20 protein-coding genes are annotated in these 15,323 nt (G+C 68.0%); 12 read left to right on the top strand and 8 right to left on the bottom strand.

Going from position 1 to position 15,323, the window contains the following annotated elements; all coding sequences use genetic code 11:
- Positions 1-106 precede the first annotated feature (106 nt).
- Both HZ989_RS01405 and HZ989_RS01400 read right to left on the bottom strand, forming a co-directional pair.
- The gene (locus HZ989_RS01405; protein ID WP_209321872.1) at positions 107-280 is read right to left on the bottom strand and encodes a Flp family type IVb pilin; all 174 of its coding nucleotides are present in this window, start codon (positions 278-280) and stop codon (positions 107-109) included.
- A 29-nt stretch (positions 281-309) separates the two neighbouring features.
- Complete coding sequence (locus HZ989_RS01400) at positions 310-723, bottom strand: (deoxy)nucleoside triphosphate pyrophosphohydrolase (protein ID WP_209321871.1); 414 nt, start codon at positions 721-723, stop codon at positions 310-312.
- 147 nt (positions 724-870) lie between these two features.
- Between HZ989_RS01400 and HZ989_RS01395 the strand changes: the two genes are divergently transcribed.
- The 4 genes from HZ989_RS01395 (at position 871) to HZ989_RS01380 (ending at position 3,434) form a co-directional block, all read left to right on the top strand.
- A complete protein-coding gene (locus tag HZ989_RS01395) occupies positions 871-1,314 on the top strand; it encodes a DUF350 domain-containing protein (RefSeq protein WP_209321870.1) in 444 nt (147 codons plus the stop codon).
- A gap of 6 nt (positions 1,315-1,320) precedes the next feature.
- A complete protein-coding gene (locus tag HZ989_RS01390) occupies positions 1,321-2,151 on the top strand; it encodes a serine protease (protein WP_209321869.1) in 831 nt (276 codons plus the stop codon).
- A gap of 13 nt (positions 2,152-2,164) precedes the next feature.
- A complete protein-coding gene (locus HZ989_RS01385) occupies positions 2,165-2,803 on the top strand; it encodes a LysE family translocator (RefSeq protein ID WP_209321868.1) in 639 nt (212 codons plus the stop codon).
- An 82-nt stretch (positions 2,804-2,885) separates the two neighbouring features.
- Positions 2,886-3,434: a hypothetical protein gene (locus HZ989_RS01380; RefSeq protein ID WP_209321867.1), complete on the top strand. Its 549-nt coding sequence runs from the start codon at positions 2,886-2,888 to the stop codon at positions 3,432-3,434.
- Between the two features lie 22 nt (positions 3,435-3,456).
- Here HZ989_RS01380 and HZ989_RS01375 read toward each other — a convergent pair whose 3' ends face one another.
- Positions 3,457-4,197: a DUF6065 family protein gene (locus HZ989_RS01375; protein WP_209321866.1), complete on the bottom strand. Its 741-nt coding sequence runs from the start codon at positions 4,195-4,197 to the stop codon at positions 3,457-3,459.
- 50 nt (positions 4,198-4,247) lie between these two features.
- Between HZ989_RS01375 and HZ989_RS01370 the strand changes: the two genes are divergently transcribed.
- From HZ989_RS01370 to HZ989_RS01345, 6 genes are all read left to right on the top strand, one after another.
- Entirely contained in the window at positions 4,248-4,754 is a 507-nt protein-coding gene (locus HZ989_RS01370; RefSeq protein ID WP_209321865.1) for a prolyl-tRNA synthetase associated domain-containing protein, read from the top strand.
- A gap of 65 nt (positions 4,755-4,819) precedes the next feature.
- Positions 4,820-5,722, top strand: a complete 903-nt coding sequence (locus HZ989_RS01365) for a co-chaperone YbbN (RefSeq protein WP_209321864.1) — start codon at positions 4,820-4,822, stop codon at positions 5,720-5,722.
- A gap of 14 nt (positions 5,723-5,736) precedes the next feature.
- The gene (locus HZ989_RS01360) at positions 5,737-6,396 is read left to right on the top strand and encodes an LON peptidase substrate-binding domain-containing protein (RefSeq protein WP_209321863.1); all 660 of its coding nucleotides are present in this window, start codon (positions 5,737-5,739) and stop codon (positions 6,394-6,396) included.
- A gap of 112 nt (positions 6,397-6,508) precedes the next feature.
- The gene (locus HZ989_RS01355) at positions 6,509-6,703 is read left to right on the top strand and encodes a Trm112 family protein (RefSeq protein ID WP_209321862.1); all 195 of its coding nucleotides are present in this window, start codon (positions 6,509-6,511) and stop codon (positions 6,701-6,703) included.
- A gap of 16 nt (positions 6,704-6,719) precedes the next feature.
- Positions 6,720-7,325 (top strand): alpha-ketoglutarate-dependent dioxygenase AlkB, encoded by a 606-nt coding sequence (locus HZ989_RS01350; RefSeq protein ID WP_209321861.1) that lies wholly within the window; start codon positions 6,720-6,722, stop codon positions 7,323-7,325.
- A 73-nt stretch (positions 7,326-7,398) separates the two neighbouring features.
- Positions 7,399-8,301 carry a dienelactone hydrolase family protein gene (locus HZ989_RS01345; RefSeq protein ID WP_209321860.1) on the top strand — a complete coding sequence of 301 codons (903 nt, stop codon included), beginning with the start codon at positions 7,399-7,401 and terminating at the stop codon, positions 8,299-8,301.
- A gap of 2 nt (positions 8,302-8,303) precedes the next feature.
- Here HZ989_RS01345 and grpE read toward each other — a convergent pair whose 3' ends face one another.
- Complete coding sequence (gene grpE, locus HZ989_RS01340) at positions 8,304-8,828, bottom strand: nucleotide exchange factor GrpE (protein WP_245162497.1); 525 nt, start codon at positions 8,826-8,828, stop codon at positions 8,304-8,306.
- Between the two features lie 122 nt (positions 8,829-8,950).
- Positions 8,951-10,048 carry a heat-inducible transcriptional repressor HrcA gene (hrcA, locus tag HZ989_RS01335; RefSeq protein ID WP_371812993.1) on the bottom strand — a complete coding sequence of 366 codons (1,098 nt, stop codon included), beginning with the start codon at positions 10,046-10,048 and terminating at the stop codon, positions 8,951-8,953.
- A gap of 70 nt (positions 10,049-10,118) precedes the next feature.
- Between hrcA and rph the strand changes: the two genes are divergently transcribed.
- Both rph and HZ989_RS01325 read left to right on the top strand, forming a co-directional pair.
- Positions 10,119-10,847 carry a ribonuclease PH gene (gene rph / locus HZ989_RS01330; protein ID WP_209321858.1) on the top strand — a complete coding sequence of 243 codons (729 nt, stop codon included), beginning with the start codon at positions 10,119-10,121 and terminating at the stop codon, positions 10,845-10,847.
- A 66-nt stretch (positions 10,848-10,913) separates the two neighbouring features.
- Complete coding sequence (locus tag HZ989_RS01325; protein ID WP_209321857.1) at positions 10,914-11,321, top strand: hypothetical protein; 408 nt, start codon at positions 10,914-10,916, stop codon at positions 11,319-11,321.
- A gap of 218 nt (positions 11,322-11,539) precedes the next feature.
- Here the strand turns inward: HZ989_RS01325 and pnp are convergent, their stop codons facing one another.
- From pnp to truB, 3 genes are all read right to left on the bottom strand, one after another.
- Positions 11,540-13,786 carry a polyribonucleotide nucleotidyltransferase gene (gene pnp, locus HZ989_RS01320; protein WP_209321856.1) on the bottom strand — a complete coding sequence of 749 codons (2,247 nt, stop codon included), beginning with the start codon at positions 13,784-13,786 and terminating at the stop codon, positions 11,540-11,542.
- A 245-nt stretch (positions 13,787-14,031) separates the two neighbouring features.
- A complete protein-coding gene (rpsO, locus tag HZ989_RS01315; RefSeq protein WP_209321855.1) occupies positions 14,032-14,301 on the bottom strand; it encodes a 30S ribosomal protein S15 in 270 nt (89 codons plus the stop codon).
- Positions 14,302-14,335: 34 nt separating this feature from the next.
- Positions 14,336-15,268 carry a tRNA pseudouridine(55) synthase TruB gene (truB, locus tag HZ989_RS01310; protein WP_209321854.1) on the bottom strand — a complete coding sequence of 311 codons (933 nt, stop codon included), beginning with the start codon at positions 15,266-15,268 and terminating at the stop codon, positions 14,336-14,338.
- Between the last annotated feature and the right edge of the window lie 55 nt (positions 15,269-15,323).

The raw sequence follows: 15,323 nt of genomic DNA, 5'->3' as shown, positions 1-15,323 counted from the left end.
GGTTTCCGGATGGCGAAACGGGACGACCCATACCGGGCCGACGCGAAAGCCGCCACGTTTCCAGAGGTCGCGCCAGACCCTCGGCAGGCTGGACCCGCCTGCCTCTTCAGCCTATGGCGCCCGCAATGGCGGTGCTGAGCCGGTTGAACATCTCGACGACGTTGCTGGACAGGGTATTGGCAGCGGCCACGATGACCAGGAAGATCAGGCCGACGATCACAGCGTACTCAATCGACGTGGTGCCTCGTTCATCGCCCAGAAAGCGGCGGATCAGGGACATGGACACACACCTTCTTTGTCACACGAGGCCTAGAGCAGATCCCTCAACCAGGCCACGAGCGGGGCATCGGCGGGGGGCATGGGATAATCAGACAAGGCATTGGGCCGGACCCAGGCCAGGGCGGCGTGCTCGCGCGCGACGACCAGGCCGGACCAGCGCCGACACAGATACAATGGCATAATTAGGTGAAACGAATCATAAGCGTGGCTGGCGAAGACGAACGGGGCCAGACAGGCCTCCTGCACGTCGATGCCCAGTTCCTCGTTCAACTCGCGGATCAGGGCCGCCTCGGGTCGCTCGCCCGGCTCGACCTTGCCACCGGGAAACTCCCACAGGCCGGCCAGCGCCTTGCCTTCCGGCCGCCTGGCGATCAGCACACGGCCGTCGATGTCCACCAGGGCGGCGGCCACGACGAGGACGACAGGCAGGGCGGGTTCGGACATGATTGCCTCATACCGGTTTGCGTCACCGGACCGCAATCTTTGGTCACACAGTGTGGCCCTCGCGTCCTTGCCGATCGGGGCCACAATCGGGCAAGACGATTGGCTTTCGTTCCTCCAACTCCGCCGTTCCGCACACCCTGAGGCCTCATGGCTCCGTCGTCCCTGTCCGAGACCCTGACCAGCCCCGAAGTCCAGGCCTTCGCAAGCGGATTTCCGGTTCTCGTCCTGCATATGGTCGTGACCTTCGCCCTGCTGGGCGCGGGCGCGGTCGTCTATGGGCTGCTGACGCCCTGGAAAGAGATCGCCCTGATCCGCGAGGGCAATGCGGCGGCGGGCGTAGCCTTCGGCGGGGTGTTGATCGGACTGGCGATTCCGCTGGCGGTGTCCATGTCCGTCTCGACATCGGTCGTCGACATCGCCCTGTGGGGCGTGGCCACCCTGGTCCTTCAGCTGCTGGCCTTCCGCGTGGTCGATCTTCTGCTGACGGGCCTGCCGCAGCGCATCCAGGAGGGCGAAGTCTCGGCGGCCGTTCTGCTGGTCTCGGCCAAGCTGGCCACGGCCCTGATCCTCGCTGCCGCCCTGACGGGTTGAGCCTCGGTGAATCTGCCCCGTCCCGCCGATCTGCTACTCTATGCCGGAGTGGGCGCGCTGCTCGTCTTTGCCTCCCTGGCCCAGCGCGAGAACGCCGACGCGCCCCCCGCGCCGCCACCCCCCGACCCGATCGAAGGTGCCCTGCTGGGCCCTATTACGCCGTTCGATCCTGCCGTCACCGTCATCGCGCCCGACATCCCGTTCCAGCCTGCTTCGGGCACCGCCTTCTCGATCGCCGGCGAGGGGCGCTGGCTGACGGCCAAGCATGTGGTCGAGGGGTGTCGTCGCCCGGCGCTGGTGGTCGGCGGCGGCCGGGCTGTTTCGGCCGACGTCCGCCTGTCGCCGCGCGCCGACATCGCCCTTTTGATCACGGCCGGAGGACCGCCGGCTCTGCCGGTCACCGCCCTGGCGCCCCTGCGCGTCGGCCAGCGCGGTTTCCATCCGGGCTTTCCGCAGGGCACGCCCGGCGAGGTCGCCTCGCGCCTTCTCGGCCGGGAAGTGCTGCACGTGCAGGGTCGGGGCCGTCATGACGAGCCCGTGCTGGCCTGGGCCGAGGTCGGTCGCACCGAGGGTCTGGACGGCACGCTGGCAGGCCTGTCGGGAGCGCCCGTCATGGATCGCAGAGGGCGGGTCGTGGGCGTGACGATCGCCGAGGCTCCGCGAAGGGGCCGGGTCTATACCACCGCGCCGGATACCCTCGGCCCTGCGATCCGGGGCGAACAGCGGCCGGACGAGCCGCTGACGAGCGAGCCCGTCACCACCGAGAACTATGGCCGCGTCGCAGACGACCTGCGGCGCGACCTGAGGGTGGCGCAGGTCGTGTGTCTGTCGGCCTGATCGCCCGACCTTGATGACGTTACCGGTCGATCCGCACCTGTTCTGGGTTTTCATGGGCGTGATGATGGTGCTGGCGGTGACGCCCGGCCCGGCCAACCTGTTCTCGGTCGCCGCCGGGATCGAGCGCGGTCGGCGGGCGGCCCTGATCGCCGTTCTGGGCATGAATACGGCGACGCTCGTGTGGTTCGCTGCGGCGGCCCTGGGTCTGGGGGCGCTCGTCGCCGCCTTGCCCCAGGTTTTCCGGGTCGTCGCGATCGGCGGCGCTCTCTATGTCGCCTGGCTGGGTATATCGTCCTTGCGAGGGGCCTTCGCCTCCCGGCCCGAGGCCGCTGTCACCAAAGGCCGCACCCACCCGCGACGCCCGGCCTTTGTCGATGGATTCCTGGTGCAGCTGGCCAATCCCAAGATCGTGCTGTTCTTTTCGGCCGTCCTGCCGCCCTTCATGGATGCGGAGCGGCCGGCCGCGCCCCAGCTGGCGGTCTTCGCCTGCGTCGTCGTCGGCATGGACCTGATCACGATGAGCGCCTACGGTCTGGGTGGCGCGGCCCTGGCCAGACGCATGAACGAACCCCGGTTCCGGCGGGCGTTCGGCGTCCTCGTCGGGGTCCTGCTGCTGCTGGCTTCCGTGCTGATTGTGTCGCGATTAGAATGATTTGATGATGCCGGGAACTGTGGCGTTCATGTCCCGTTCAGGTGCAAAGGCCGATCCCCTGTCCTCCGAGTGGAGTCCCCCCATGAAACCCCCGACCAAGACCCTTCTTCTGGTCGCCGCAGCCGCCCTGACGCTCGGGGCCTGCGCCACGGCCACGCCCTATGCCCCCGCCGGCTTCAACGGGCAGCGCGGTGGCTATGCCGAACAGCGGCTGGAGACCGATCGCTATCGCGTCAGCTTCTCGGGCAACTCGGTCACCTCCCGCGAACAGGTGGAGATGTCACTGCTGCTGCGGGCCGCCGAGCTGACGACCGAGAACGGATTCGACTGGTTCTCGACCACCAACCGGGCGACTGATCGTGACACACGCTATCAGACGGTCGGCGACCCCTTCTTCGACCGCTATCGCTACTGGGGGCCGTCGTGGCGCTATTACGGGCGCCGAGGCTGGAGCCTGTGGGGCGATCCCTTCTGGGGCCGTGCCGACTTCGACGTCCGCCAGGTCGATCGCTACGAGGCCACCGCCGAGATCGTCATGGGTCGGGGTGCCAAGCCCGCCGGCGACGCCAATGCCTTTGACGCCAGAGAAGTGATCGCCAACATCGGCAGCCGCATCACCCGCCCGACGTGACGACGGACGTCCCGGGTCGGATTCAGCCGACCCGGGGCATCTTCAATCGGCGCTTGTTGGCATGGGTTTCGGGGGCCGAACCCAGGGCCTCCGGAATCTCGCCCTTGAAGTAGAACCGCTGCCAGGCCTCCTTGGCCGCATCGGGGTCGCCGGACGCCAGGCGGGTGTTGAAGTCCGTGCGCTGCCGGTTCCAGGCCTCGAACTGACCCTTCATCACAGGATTGGATTCCAGCGTCCGGATCACGGGCTGCACCGCCTCCATCTTCCGGTGCTCGACCAGATTGATGAAGCAGAACGGCTCGCCCCGCTCGAACCGGACCCGACCCGGCCGGGTGAAGATCCAGTTCATCGTGAACGGAAACGGCAGCCAGTCCGTCTCGATCAGACCGACCAGGGGCTGGATGCCGTCCTTCACATGGTTGGGCGATCCCGAGCAGATCATCCCCCAGCCGGGCGGCGTGCGGAACAGATACTGGGGATGCATGGTCAGGACGCCGCGCGAGAAGTGCGAGGTGACGAAATGATCCAGCTCCGGCTGTGGGCGCTCCGGCGTGATGGTGATGTCGGACTGCGACGGCCCGCCGTTCCACTCGGCCGTGAAGGTGAAGGGACACAGGATTTCCCACCCCGTGGTGTTGGCCATGGTCAGCGGCAGGCAGCGATACGGATGCCGGCTGACGAAGGCGTCCATCCAGTTCCGCGACTGGCGACCCGGCACCATGTCCGGCGGCCGGGCCGACATGGGATAGCATTCCAGTTCCAAGGCGAGGCATCCTCCGGTATCGAACAGACTTGATCCTAGCCCGGCCCGCCATGACCCCTCAACCGCTGCATGACCGCGACAGCCTTCTGCAATGGATGGGCGAGCGTGCGATCACGGGGGCGACCACCGACCACGACGCCGTATTCCGGGTGGAAGAGGGTCTCGAACTCAAGGCCTCCCTGCCGGGCGCGCACACCAAGAACCTGTTCCTGAAGGACAGGAAGGGCCGACTGTGGCTGATCTCGGCCCGTCAGGACACGGTCATCGACCTGAAGGCCGCGCCCCGGATCATCGGCTCGGACCGCCTGTCGTTCGGCAACGAGGCCCTGATGTTCGAGACCCTGGGCGTCCGGCCCGGCTCGGTGACGGCGCTGGGACTGATCAACGATGTCGACCGGCGCGTGACCTTCGTGCTGGACCGCCGTTTGTGGCAGGCCGACATCGTCAACTTTCATCCCCTGACCAACACGGCCACAACGGCGCTGACCCAGGCGGCTTTCCGTCAGTTTCTGGCCGCGATCGACCGCGAGCCCCTGGTGATCGACTTCAACGCTTGAGTCCGGAGCCCCCCGCGACCATCTGAGACGTTCCGCATGATCAAAGCCTGTAGCAGAGACCACCGATGAGCCTTGTCGACCCCACTCCGACCGCCGGCGCTGACGACCTGATCAAGGACGGGTCAGACGCGGGATTCATGACGGACGTCATCGCCCAGTCGAGGATCCAGCCGGTCATCGTCGACTTCTGGGCCACCTGGTGCGGACCGTGCCGGACCCTGACGCCTGCGCTGGAGAAACAGGTCCGGGCCGCGGGCGGCGCGGTCAAGCTGGTCAAGATCGACGTCGACAGAAACCCGGCCTACGCCGGTCAGCTGCGGGTCCAGTCGATCCCGACCGTCTATGCCTTCGTCGACGGTCAGCCGGTCGACGGTTTTCAGGGTGCGGTGCCCGAGAGCCAGATCAAGGCCTTCATCGAGAAACTGTCGGGCGGGGAGGGCGTCAACTCCGACGTTCAGCAGCTGCTGGCGCTCGGCGAGGAATCCCTGGGCCTGGACGACTTCGGCGGTGCCGCCCAGGCGTTCGCCCATGTCCTGACCCTGGAGCCGGAGAACGAGGACGCCATCGCCGGGATGGCGCGCGTCTATCTGGCCGGCGGCGATGCCGACCAGGCCCGCCAGACCGTGGCCATGGCGTCGGCCGGGTCGAAGAACGTCGCCGTCATCAGCCTGCGGGCCCAGCTGGCCCTGGCCTCGGCCGCCCCGACCGGCGAGACGGCCGCGCTGGAGGCCGCCCTGCGCGCCAACCCGGCCGATCATCAGGCCCGCTATGACCTCTCGCTGGCCCAGGCTGCGTCAGGCGATCTGAAGGGGGCGGTCACCAACCTGCTGGACATCGTCCAGGCCGATTTGGAGTGGAACGACCACGCGGCCAGAAAGCAGTTGCTGGTCGTGTTCGAGGCCGCCGGCCTGTCGTCCGACATCGCCAGGGACGGGCGTCGCCGCCTGTCCTCCATCCTGTTCGCATAAGGCGGAGACGACCGATGGCCCAGGGCTATGTGAAGGCCGTCGACCTGCCCCAGGTCATTCCGGTGTTCCCCCTGCCGGGGTCCATCCTGCTGCCGCGCGGGCAGTTGCCGCTGAATATCTTCGAGCCGCGCTATCTGAACATGATCGACGACGCCATGGCGGGCGATCGGGTCGTGGGCATGATCCAGCCGGTCGGCGGACCGCGCCCCCTGCCCAGCCTCTCGGCCGTGGGCTGCGCCGGGCGGATCACCAGCTTCGCCGAGACCTCTGACGGGCGCTATCTGGTCACCCTGACCGGCGTGGCCCGGTTCCGCGTCGCCTCCGAACTGCCGACCCAGACCCCCTATCGCCAGGTGCGCGCCACCTTCGCCCCGTTCGAGAGCGACCTGACGGCACCGACCGGGGGCGAGACGTTCGAGCGGGAAACCTTCCTGGGCGCGCTCCGCGCCTATCTCGAGCGCCGCCAGCTGGAAATCGACTGGGAAACGGCCGAGGCGGCCCCCCAGGAAGCCTTGATCAACAGCCTGTCCATGGCCCTGCCATTCGACGGTCCGGAGAAGCAGGCGCTGCTCGAGGCCCTGACCCTGGATGACCGCGTCGCCGTCCTGACCGCCCTGATGCGGATTGACGCGGCCGAGATGGGGGATGGCGACGGCCCGACGGCAATGCAGTGACCGAACAGGCAATAGGCAGTAAGCAGTAGGCAGTAGGACTTTTGGCCAAACCGGGTCCGATGTGACGTCGAGCCCCCTTGCTACTGCCTGATGCCTGCGGCCTACTGCCTTCATGAGCGACACTTTCAACACCCCCTCTTCAGTGGATCCCCGCCTGCTTGAGGTGCTGGTTTGCCCTGTCACGCGCGGAAAGCTGGACTATGACCGCGCGGCCAGCGAGCTGATTTCCAGGGGCGCCAAACTGGCCTTTCCGATCCGTGACGGCGTGCCGATCATGCTGCCGGAAGAGGCGCGGGCGCTGGACTGATCCCCGCGCGGCCCCGATGGAGCCGTTCCCCGACCTGCCCGGCTTTCTCTACCGGCCCGGCGCGCTCGACCCGGCGGCCCGGACGGACCTGCTGGCCGAGATCCAGGCCGCAATCAGCATCGCGCCCTTCTATCGGCCGGTCACGCCGGGCGGAAAGCCGTTCTCGGTCCGGATGACCAATATGGGCCGGGTCGGCTGGGTGTCGGACCGCGCGGGCTATCGCTACCAGACCACCCACCCGGAGACGGGCGCGCCCTGGCCGCCGATCCCGGCCACGCTTGTGGCCCTGTGGGATGGCCTGACCGGCGGGAGCGATCCGCCGGACGCCTGTCTGGTCAATCTGTATCGGGACACGGCCCGGATGGGCCTGCATCAGGACCGGGACGAGGTCGACCTGACCGCGCCGGTCGTATCGGTCTCGCTGGGGGACACCGCCGTGTTTCGCATCGGCCCGGCGGACGGCGGCCCGACGCGGTCGATCCGGCTGGGTTCGGGCGACGTCTGCGCCCTGACCGGGCCCGCCCGACTGGCCCGGCACGGCATCGACCGTCTGCTGGCCGGGTCATCGGCCCTGATACCCGGCGGCGGACGCATCAATCTGACCCTCAGGCGCGCGACCTGACGCCGCACGCGGGCGTGACTCGACCCGGCGCGATCCGTCGCCCAAGGTCATGGCAACCGAGCAAGGAGTTGCGATGACCATCCTGACCCGCCCCGAAGGCCTGACCGCCGAAGACCTGAAACTGTCCCGCCGCGGTCTGGGCGCCCTGACCCTGGGGGCCGCGGTCTTCACCGGCTACTGCCCGGCGGCGCTCGCCCAGTCCGCCCGACCGATCGTGACCGATGCCGCAGGGCTGGAGGTCGGCATGGTCACCTGTCCGGCCCCCGACGGATTCGACCTGCCGGCCTATGTCGCGCGCCCGGAAGGGGACGGACCCTGGCCGCTGGTCATCGTGGTGTCCGAGATCTTCGGCCTGCACGCCTATATCCAGGACGTCTGCCGCCGCCTGGCCAGACAGGGCTATGCCGCCATCGCTCCCGCCTTCTTCGTGCGCGTCGAGGATCCCGCCCCCCTGGCCGATATGCAGCGGATTCAGGCCATCGTCGGGGCCGCCGGATACGAACAGGTCATGGGCGACATCGACGCGACCCTGAACTGGGCCTCGGGCCAGCTGTGGGCCAATGACGACAAGGTCGGCATCACCGGCTTCTGCTGGGGCGGCAAGGTCGTCTGGCAGGCCGCGGCGCGCTTTGCCGCCATCGACGCGGGCGTGGCCTGGTATGGCCGCCTTGCGCCTTCGCCGACCGCGACCCCGGCCCAGGTCGAGAGCGGCCGTCCCTATCCCGTCGATCTGGCGGCCGATCTGAAGGGCGTGGTGATCGGCAACTACGGCGGGCTGGATCAGGGCATCCCCCTGGACACGGTCCAGGCCATGCAGACGGCCCTGGCCACGGCCGGTGCGAGCGAGAGCGGCATCAAGGTTTATGACGACGCCCAGCACGGCTTCCATGCCGACTATCGCCCCAGCTACAATGCCGCCGACGCCGCCGACGGCTGGGCGCGGCTGACGGCCCTGTTCGAGGCGAAGCTCAAATAGCCTCAGGCCTGGCCGTCGAAGGTCCCGCCGTTGCCGCTGCCGTTGGGCGCTGTGGCATAGGGGTTGGTCCCTTGCGGACCGGATCCCCTGGCCGCCACCACGACCATCGCCGGGCGAACCGTCCGGCCGAACAATTCGTAGCCGGCCTGCATCGTCTGGATCACCGTCCCTCCGGGCGCTTCGGTCGAGGGCTGTTCCATCATGGCCTGATGCAGATGCGGATCGAACGGATCGCCCAGACCGGGGGCCAGCCGCTTCAGGCCATTGGTCTCGAAGGCCTGCAGCAGCGACTTCTGTGTCAGCTCCAGTCCGTTGATCAGGCCGGCCGCGGCGCTGTCGGCGTCCTTGGGCGCGGCCATCAGGGCGCGCTCCAGATTGTCGGCCACGCCCAGCAGGTCCCTGGCGAAGCGCTGGATGGCAAAGGCCCGCGCGTCGTTCATCTGGGTCTCGGTGCGGCGCTTGACGTTGTCGGCCTCGGCCGCCGCCCGCATCGCGCGGTCCTTCCACAGGTCGCGGTCGGCGATCATCGCGTCCAGAGGGGCCAGGCTGTCCGGCCCCAGGTCGTCCGGATTGCCGTCCAGCCCGGCCTCGGCATTGGCCAGGGCCTCGTCCAGCTGGGCTTCGAGATCGTTCGGGTTGGTCGTATCGGTCACGTGTCTTGTCCGTCCAGTATGCGGCCCAGCACCCGGGCGGTGTAGTCCACCAACGGAATGATGCGGGCATAGTTCAGTCGAGCGGGTCCGATCACGCCGATGGCGCCCAGAACCCGCTGGCGGCCCGTCATATAGGGTGCTGCGACCACAGCGGAACCCGAAAGCGAAAACAACCGCGTCTCCGCCCCGATAAAGATGCGCACGCCCTGGGCCGCATTGACCCCGTCCAGCAGGCCGATCAGCTGTTCCTTCTGCTCCAGGTCGTCGAACAGGATCCGCACCCGCTCCAGATCTTCGGCCGCGCCCGCATCCTGCAACAGGTTGGCGCGGCCCCGCACGATCAGGGACCGTTCCCGATCCGGTCCGCCCGACCAGGCGGCCAGGCCGTCCTCCACCAGCCGGGCGGCGGCCGCGTTCAGCTCCTGCCGCGCGGCGGCCAGTTCGGCCCCCATCTCGCTGCGCGCCTCGGCCAGCGGCCGGCCCTTCAGCCGCGCGTTCAGGAAGTTGGACGCCTCCTGCAGGGTCGAGGGCGTCACCCCGGCCGCCAGGGTCATGATCCGGTTCTCGACCGAGCCGTCGTCTCCGACCAGCACCGCCAGCGCCTGATCGGGGCCCAGCGCCACGAACTCCACATGTTTGACGCCCGCGTCGCGGATCGGGGTCGCCACGATGCCCGCCCCCCCGGCCAGCCCGGACAGCAGGGACGTCGCCTCGTCCAGCGCCTCCTCGAACCCCTTGCCGCGCCCGGCCAGCCGCCCGTCGATCTCGCGCCGTTCCTCGGTGCCAATGTCGCCGATCTCCAGCAGGCCGTCGACGAACAGCCGCAGGCCCGCATGGGTCGGGATACGTCCGGCGGAGGTGTGGGGCGCGGCCAGCAGCCCCGCCAGGGTCAGGTCCTGCATCGTGTTGCGGATCGAGGCGGGCGACAGCTGCACGCCCCCGCGCGACACTGTTCGCGACCCGACCGGCTCGCCCGTCTCCAGATAGGTCTCCACCACCCGGCGGAAGATGTCGCGCGCGCGGGCGTCCAGCGCCGTCAGCCCGGCCGCGGGGCCGGTCTGGTTGGCGAAGGGTGACGGGTGGGGGGCATACAGGCTCACCCTTTCAGGATAAGCAGCCCGGCCCGATACGCCAACGCATTCTCTGCCGCCAAGGATACCCGTCATGCGCCCCTCCGACCGCACCCCCGAACAGCTCCGCTCCGTGACGCTGGAAACCGGCGTCAACCGTTATGCCGAGGGCTCCTGTCTCGTCTCGTTCGGCCACACGAAGGTGCTGGTGACCGCCTCGGTCGAGGAAAGCGTGCCCGGCTGGATGCGCGGAAAGGGGGCGGGCTGGGTCACGGCCGAATACGGCATGCTGCCCCGCGCCACCCACACCCGCGGCCGCCGCGAGGCCGCCGCCGGCAAACAGTCGGGCCGGACGCAGGAAATTCAACGATTGATCGGCCGGAGCCTTCGCGCCGTGGTCGACCTGAAGGCGCTGGGCGAGCGTCAGGTGCTGATCGACTGCGACGTCATCCAGGCCGACGGTGGCACCCGCACCGCCTCGATCACCGGGGCCTGGGTCGCCATGGCCACGGCCCTGAACTACCTGCGGGCCGAGGGGGTCATGAAGACCGATCCGATCCTGGATCAGGTCGCGGCCGTCTCCTGCGGGATCTTCGCCGATACGCCGGTGCTGGACCTCGACTACGAAGAGGATTCCAACGCCGAGGCCGACGGCAATTTCGTCCTGACCGGCTCGGGCACCATCGTCGAGATCCAGGCCACGGGCGAGAAGCGCGGCTTCTCCCGTCCCGAGTTCGACCGGCTGTTCCAGCTGGCCGAACGGGGCTGCAACGACCTGTTCGCCCTGCAGCGCGCCGCCGTGGACGCCGCAATCGCGCGGTGAGCGTGGGGGCTTTGCAGACGGCGGGAAGCGGCGCATCGTCGTCGTTTTCCCGCCCGGAGACGGCCCATGACCCGCCTGACCGCGTCCTTCGCCCTGATCGCCGTCCTTGGTCTGGCCGCCTGCCAGCCCTCGGCCGAACCCTCCGCCGCCGACACGGGGCCGGATGCGGCCGTCACGCCGCTGCAGTCGACGGCCGAGATGCCCGCCGATGCACCGCCCCAAGAAGAGGCGATGTCGGAAGCGGACTCTCCGGCGACCGATTATGCCTCGGGTGAGGACGAATCAGGGGCCTGTTCGGACACATTGGGCGCCCGAGAGGCGGCATCGCTCGTCAGCCGCTGTATCGCCGTCAGTCCTGCGACCCATCCGCCCTGCAACGCCGCCAACAGCTGCGCCCTGATCCAGGGCGAAATCGACCGCGCCTGCGGCCTGTTTGGTCCGGACGAGGAAAAGCCGGCGGAGTGCGCGGCGTAGGGAGAAGAGCCTCTCCCTCCCCCTCGGAGGAGGGCAGGTCGCGCAGCGACCGGGTGGGGGCGGCAGGGCGATCCAGCAAAGGCTACAGGTGTGTCGCCTTGCCCGCCCCACCCGGTCTCCGCTTCGCTGCGACCACCCTCCCCCTCGGGGGAGGGAGAATGATAAAGGCCCCGCTGTCACCAGCGGGGCCTCGTTTCTTTCAGCGCTGACGCGACCGATCAGTCGCGACGGCTGCGGCCGCGACCGCGATCGCCGCCACGGTCTCCGCCGCCTTCACGCTTCTTGCCGCCGCCGCCGGTGTCTTCGGTCAGGGGGGGCTCGCCGCGTTCGGCGCGCTCGGCATTGATCTTGTCGGTCAGGTCCTCGCCCGTCGACTGATCGACGACCTTCATCGACAGCTTGGTCTTGCCGCGATCGTCGAAGCCCAGGAATTTGACCTTGACCTCCTGGCCTTCCGACAGGACGTCGGCCGGGTTGGCGACGCGTTCCAGGGCGATCTGGGACACATGGACCAGGCCGTCCTTGGCCCCGAAGAAGTTCACGAAGGCGCCGAAGTCGACGACCTTCACGACCTTGCCGGAATAGATCATGCCGGGCTCGGGCTCGGACACGATCGACGAGATCCAGTTCTTGGCGGCGTCGATCTTTTCCTGGTCCGAGGCGGCGATCTTCACCGTGCCGTCGTCCTCGATGTTGATCTTGGCGCCGGTCTTTTCGACGATCTCGCGGATGATCTTGCCGCCGGTGCCGATGATGTCGCGGATCTTGTCGACCGGAACCTTGATGGATTCGATCTTGGGCGCGTATTCGCCCAGCTCGGTGCGGGCGCCGTCGATGGCCTTGTCCATCTCGTCGAGGATGTGAAGACGGCCGGCCGACGCTTGGGCGATGGCCTTCTTCATGATCTCCTCGGTGATGCCGGCGACCTTGATGTCCATCTGCAGCGAGGTGATGCCGTCACGCGTGCCGGCGACCTTGAAGTCCATGTCGCCCAGGTGATCTTCATCACCCAGGATGTCCGACAGGATGGCGAACTCGCCCGACGGCTCCAGGATCAGGCCCATGGCGATGCCCGAGACGGGCTTCTTCAGGGGCACGCCCGCATCCATCAGCGCCAGCGAGGCGCCGCAGACCGAGGCCATGGAGGACGAACCGTTGGACTCGGTGATCTCCGACACGATGCGGATCGTATAGGGGAACTCTTCCGAGGTCGGCAGCATCGGACGGATCGCCCGCCAGGCCAGCTTGCCGTGACCGATTTCCCGACGGCCCGCGCCGCCCATACGACCGGTCTCGCCGACCGAATAGGGAGGGAAGTTGTAGTGCAGGAGGAACTTCTCCTTGTACGTCCCGGCCAGGGAGTCGACGTACTGCTCGTCCTCGCCGGTGCCCAGGGTGGCGACCACGATGGCTTGCGTTTCACCACGGGTGAACAGGGCCGAACCGTGGGTGCGCGGGAAGATGCCGACTTCCGAGACGATGTCGCGGACCTTGTCCAGCGCCCGGCCATCGACGCGGTGGGCGTTGTCGATGATGTCGCGACGCAGGACGTGGGCCTCGCATTCCTTGAAGGCCGTGCCGAACGTGGCGGAATCGACGCCGTCCGGGTGCTCGTCGGTCTTCACCAGGGCGGCCGAGGCCTTCTTCTTGGCGGCGCCGACGGCTTCGTGACGGGCATGTTTGCCGACATGGGTATAGGCGGCCTTGATGTCCTCGCCGACCAGCGACTGGATCCGGGTGACGACGTCGGAGTGGTCCTCGGCGGTGAAGTCGAACGGATCCTTGGCGGCGTGCTCGGCCATCTCGATGATGGCGTCGATCACCGGCTGCATGCCGCGATGCGCGAACATCAGGGCGTCCAGCATGACCTGCTCGGACAGTTCCCTGGCTTCGGATTCGACCATCATCAGGGCGTCAGAGGTGCCGGCGACGACCAGGTCGAGCGCGGAGTCAGGCATCTGGTCCAGGGTCGGGTTCAGCACGAACTCGCCGTCGATATAGCCGACGCGGGCGGCGCCGATCGGGCCCATGAAAGGCACGCCCGACAGGGTCAGGGCCGCAGAGGTGGCGACCATGCCGACGATGTCGGGGTCGTTCTCCAGATCGTGCTGCAGCACGGTGATGACGACCTGGGTCTCGTTCTTGAAGCCCTTGACGAACAGCGGGCGGATCGGACGGTCGATCAGGCGGCTGACCAGGGTTTCCTTCTCGGTCGGGCGGCCTTCACGCTTGAAATAGCCACCGGGGATCTTGCCGGCGGCGAAGGTCTTTTCCTGGTAGTTGACGGTCAGCGGGAAGAAATCCAGGCCCGGCTTGGGCGCGCGACCGTAGACGACGGTGGCCAGGACGACGGTCTCGCCATAGGTGGCCAGGACGGCACCGTCGGCCTGTCGGGCGATGCGGCCCGTTTCCAGCGTCAGCGGGCGGCCCGCCCAGTCGATCGTCTTGCGTTTGATATCGAACATGTTTTCGTCTTTCGTATCCCGGGCGGCGTATTCCGGCCGGGGTCCCATCAGTGGGTGCGGATGCGTCGGGGGTTCAGTCCTTCGATCCAGGGAGCGCCGCCCCATGGCGGTCGATCCGGGAGGTCAAGAGGACCGGTGTGGCCCTCGCGTCTTGCGCCGAAAACTGCGGCGGCGCGCCGGTCGTTAGTTACGGAAAGAGGCGCGGACATGGCCCGCGCCTCGAATCCGTTTTTTGCGTGCTGCCCCTAGCGGCGCAGGTTCAGCTTGGTGATCAGAGCGGTGTAACGCTCGCGATCGACCTTCACCAGGTGGTCCAGAAGGCGACGACGCTGCGAAACCATCTTGAGCAGGCCGCGGCGCGAGTGGTTGTCCTTCTTGTGGGTCTTGAAGTGCTCGGTGAGGTTGGCGATGCGTTCCGACAGGATCGCGACCTGAACCTCGGCCGAACCGGTGTCGCCGGCGGAGCGGGCGTTCTCGGCAATGACTTCGTTCTTGCGTTCAGCAGTAATCGACATCGGTATTCTCCAGGTTGGAGTCCCCTGACCGGGGTCAGGAAAGATTGAAAACGCGGTCGGGTTCCAGCCGGCCGGCCCGCAACTGACCGAGAGCGACGAGCGTCTGTCCCTGAAAGGCGGAAACGGTGCGAGAACCGTCCCGGAGGCGGCTCTTCAGAGTTTCAACCTGTCGGGGGAGCAGAACGATCGGCCGTCCCTGCCGAAGCGAGAAGGCGTCCTGTTCCGTCACGGCCAGCTCCGGGATGTCGTCCAGGGCGGTCGCAACGGGCAGAAGGCCTTCCAAGGCGGCGTCCCTATGCACCAGATCGGTCAGGAAATCCAGCGTGACGGCGTTCTCGATCGAAAACGGCCCCACCCGCTCGCGCCGCAGGGCCGAGACGTGCCCCTCGGCCCCCAGCATGGCCGCCAGATCGCGGGCCAGGGAGCGCACATAGACGCCCTTGCCGGTGCGGATGGTCAGCTCGATGTGGTCGGCGTCCGGCGCGTCGGTGACCTCGGCCGAATGGATGGTGACGCGGCGGCTTTCCAGCTCGAAGTCTGCCCCCTCGCGGGCCAGGTCATAGGCGCGCTGGCCGTCGACCTTGATGGCGCTGAACCGGGGCGGCGTCTGGTCGATCTCGCCGACGAAGGCGGGCAGGGCGGCCCGCACCGCCTCGACCGGGGGCCGCACGTCCGATCGCCCGATGATCTCGCCCTCGCGATCGACGCTGTCGGTCGAGACGCCCCAGTTGATGGTGAAGCGATAGACCTTCTCCGCCTCCATCAGATGCGGAACCGTCTTGGTCGCCTCGCCCAGCGCGATGGGCAGGATGCCAGAGGCCAGCGGGTCCAGCGTCCCGGCATGTCCCGCCTTCTGCGCGTCGAACAGCCGGCGGACCCTGGACACCGCATCGGTCGAGCCCAGCTCAAAGGGCTTGTCCAGACACACCCAGCCGTTGACGACGAGGCCTCTTTTGCGACGGCCCATGTTAGATCCTCCCCCGGAGCGGAGCGAACGGGGGAGGGGGACCGCGACGCGCTTG

Source organism: Brevundimonas sp. AJA228-03, assembly GCF_017795885.1.
Classification (GTDB): domain Bacteria; phylum Pseudomonadota; class Alphaproteobacteria; order Caulobacterales; family Caulobacteraceae; genus Brevundimonas.
Note: the sequence above shows the minus strand (reverse complement) of the source record. Positions and strands in the feature narration are given on the sequence as shown.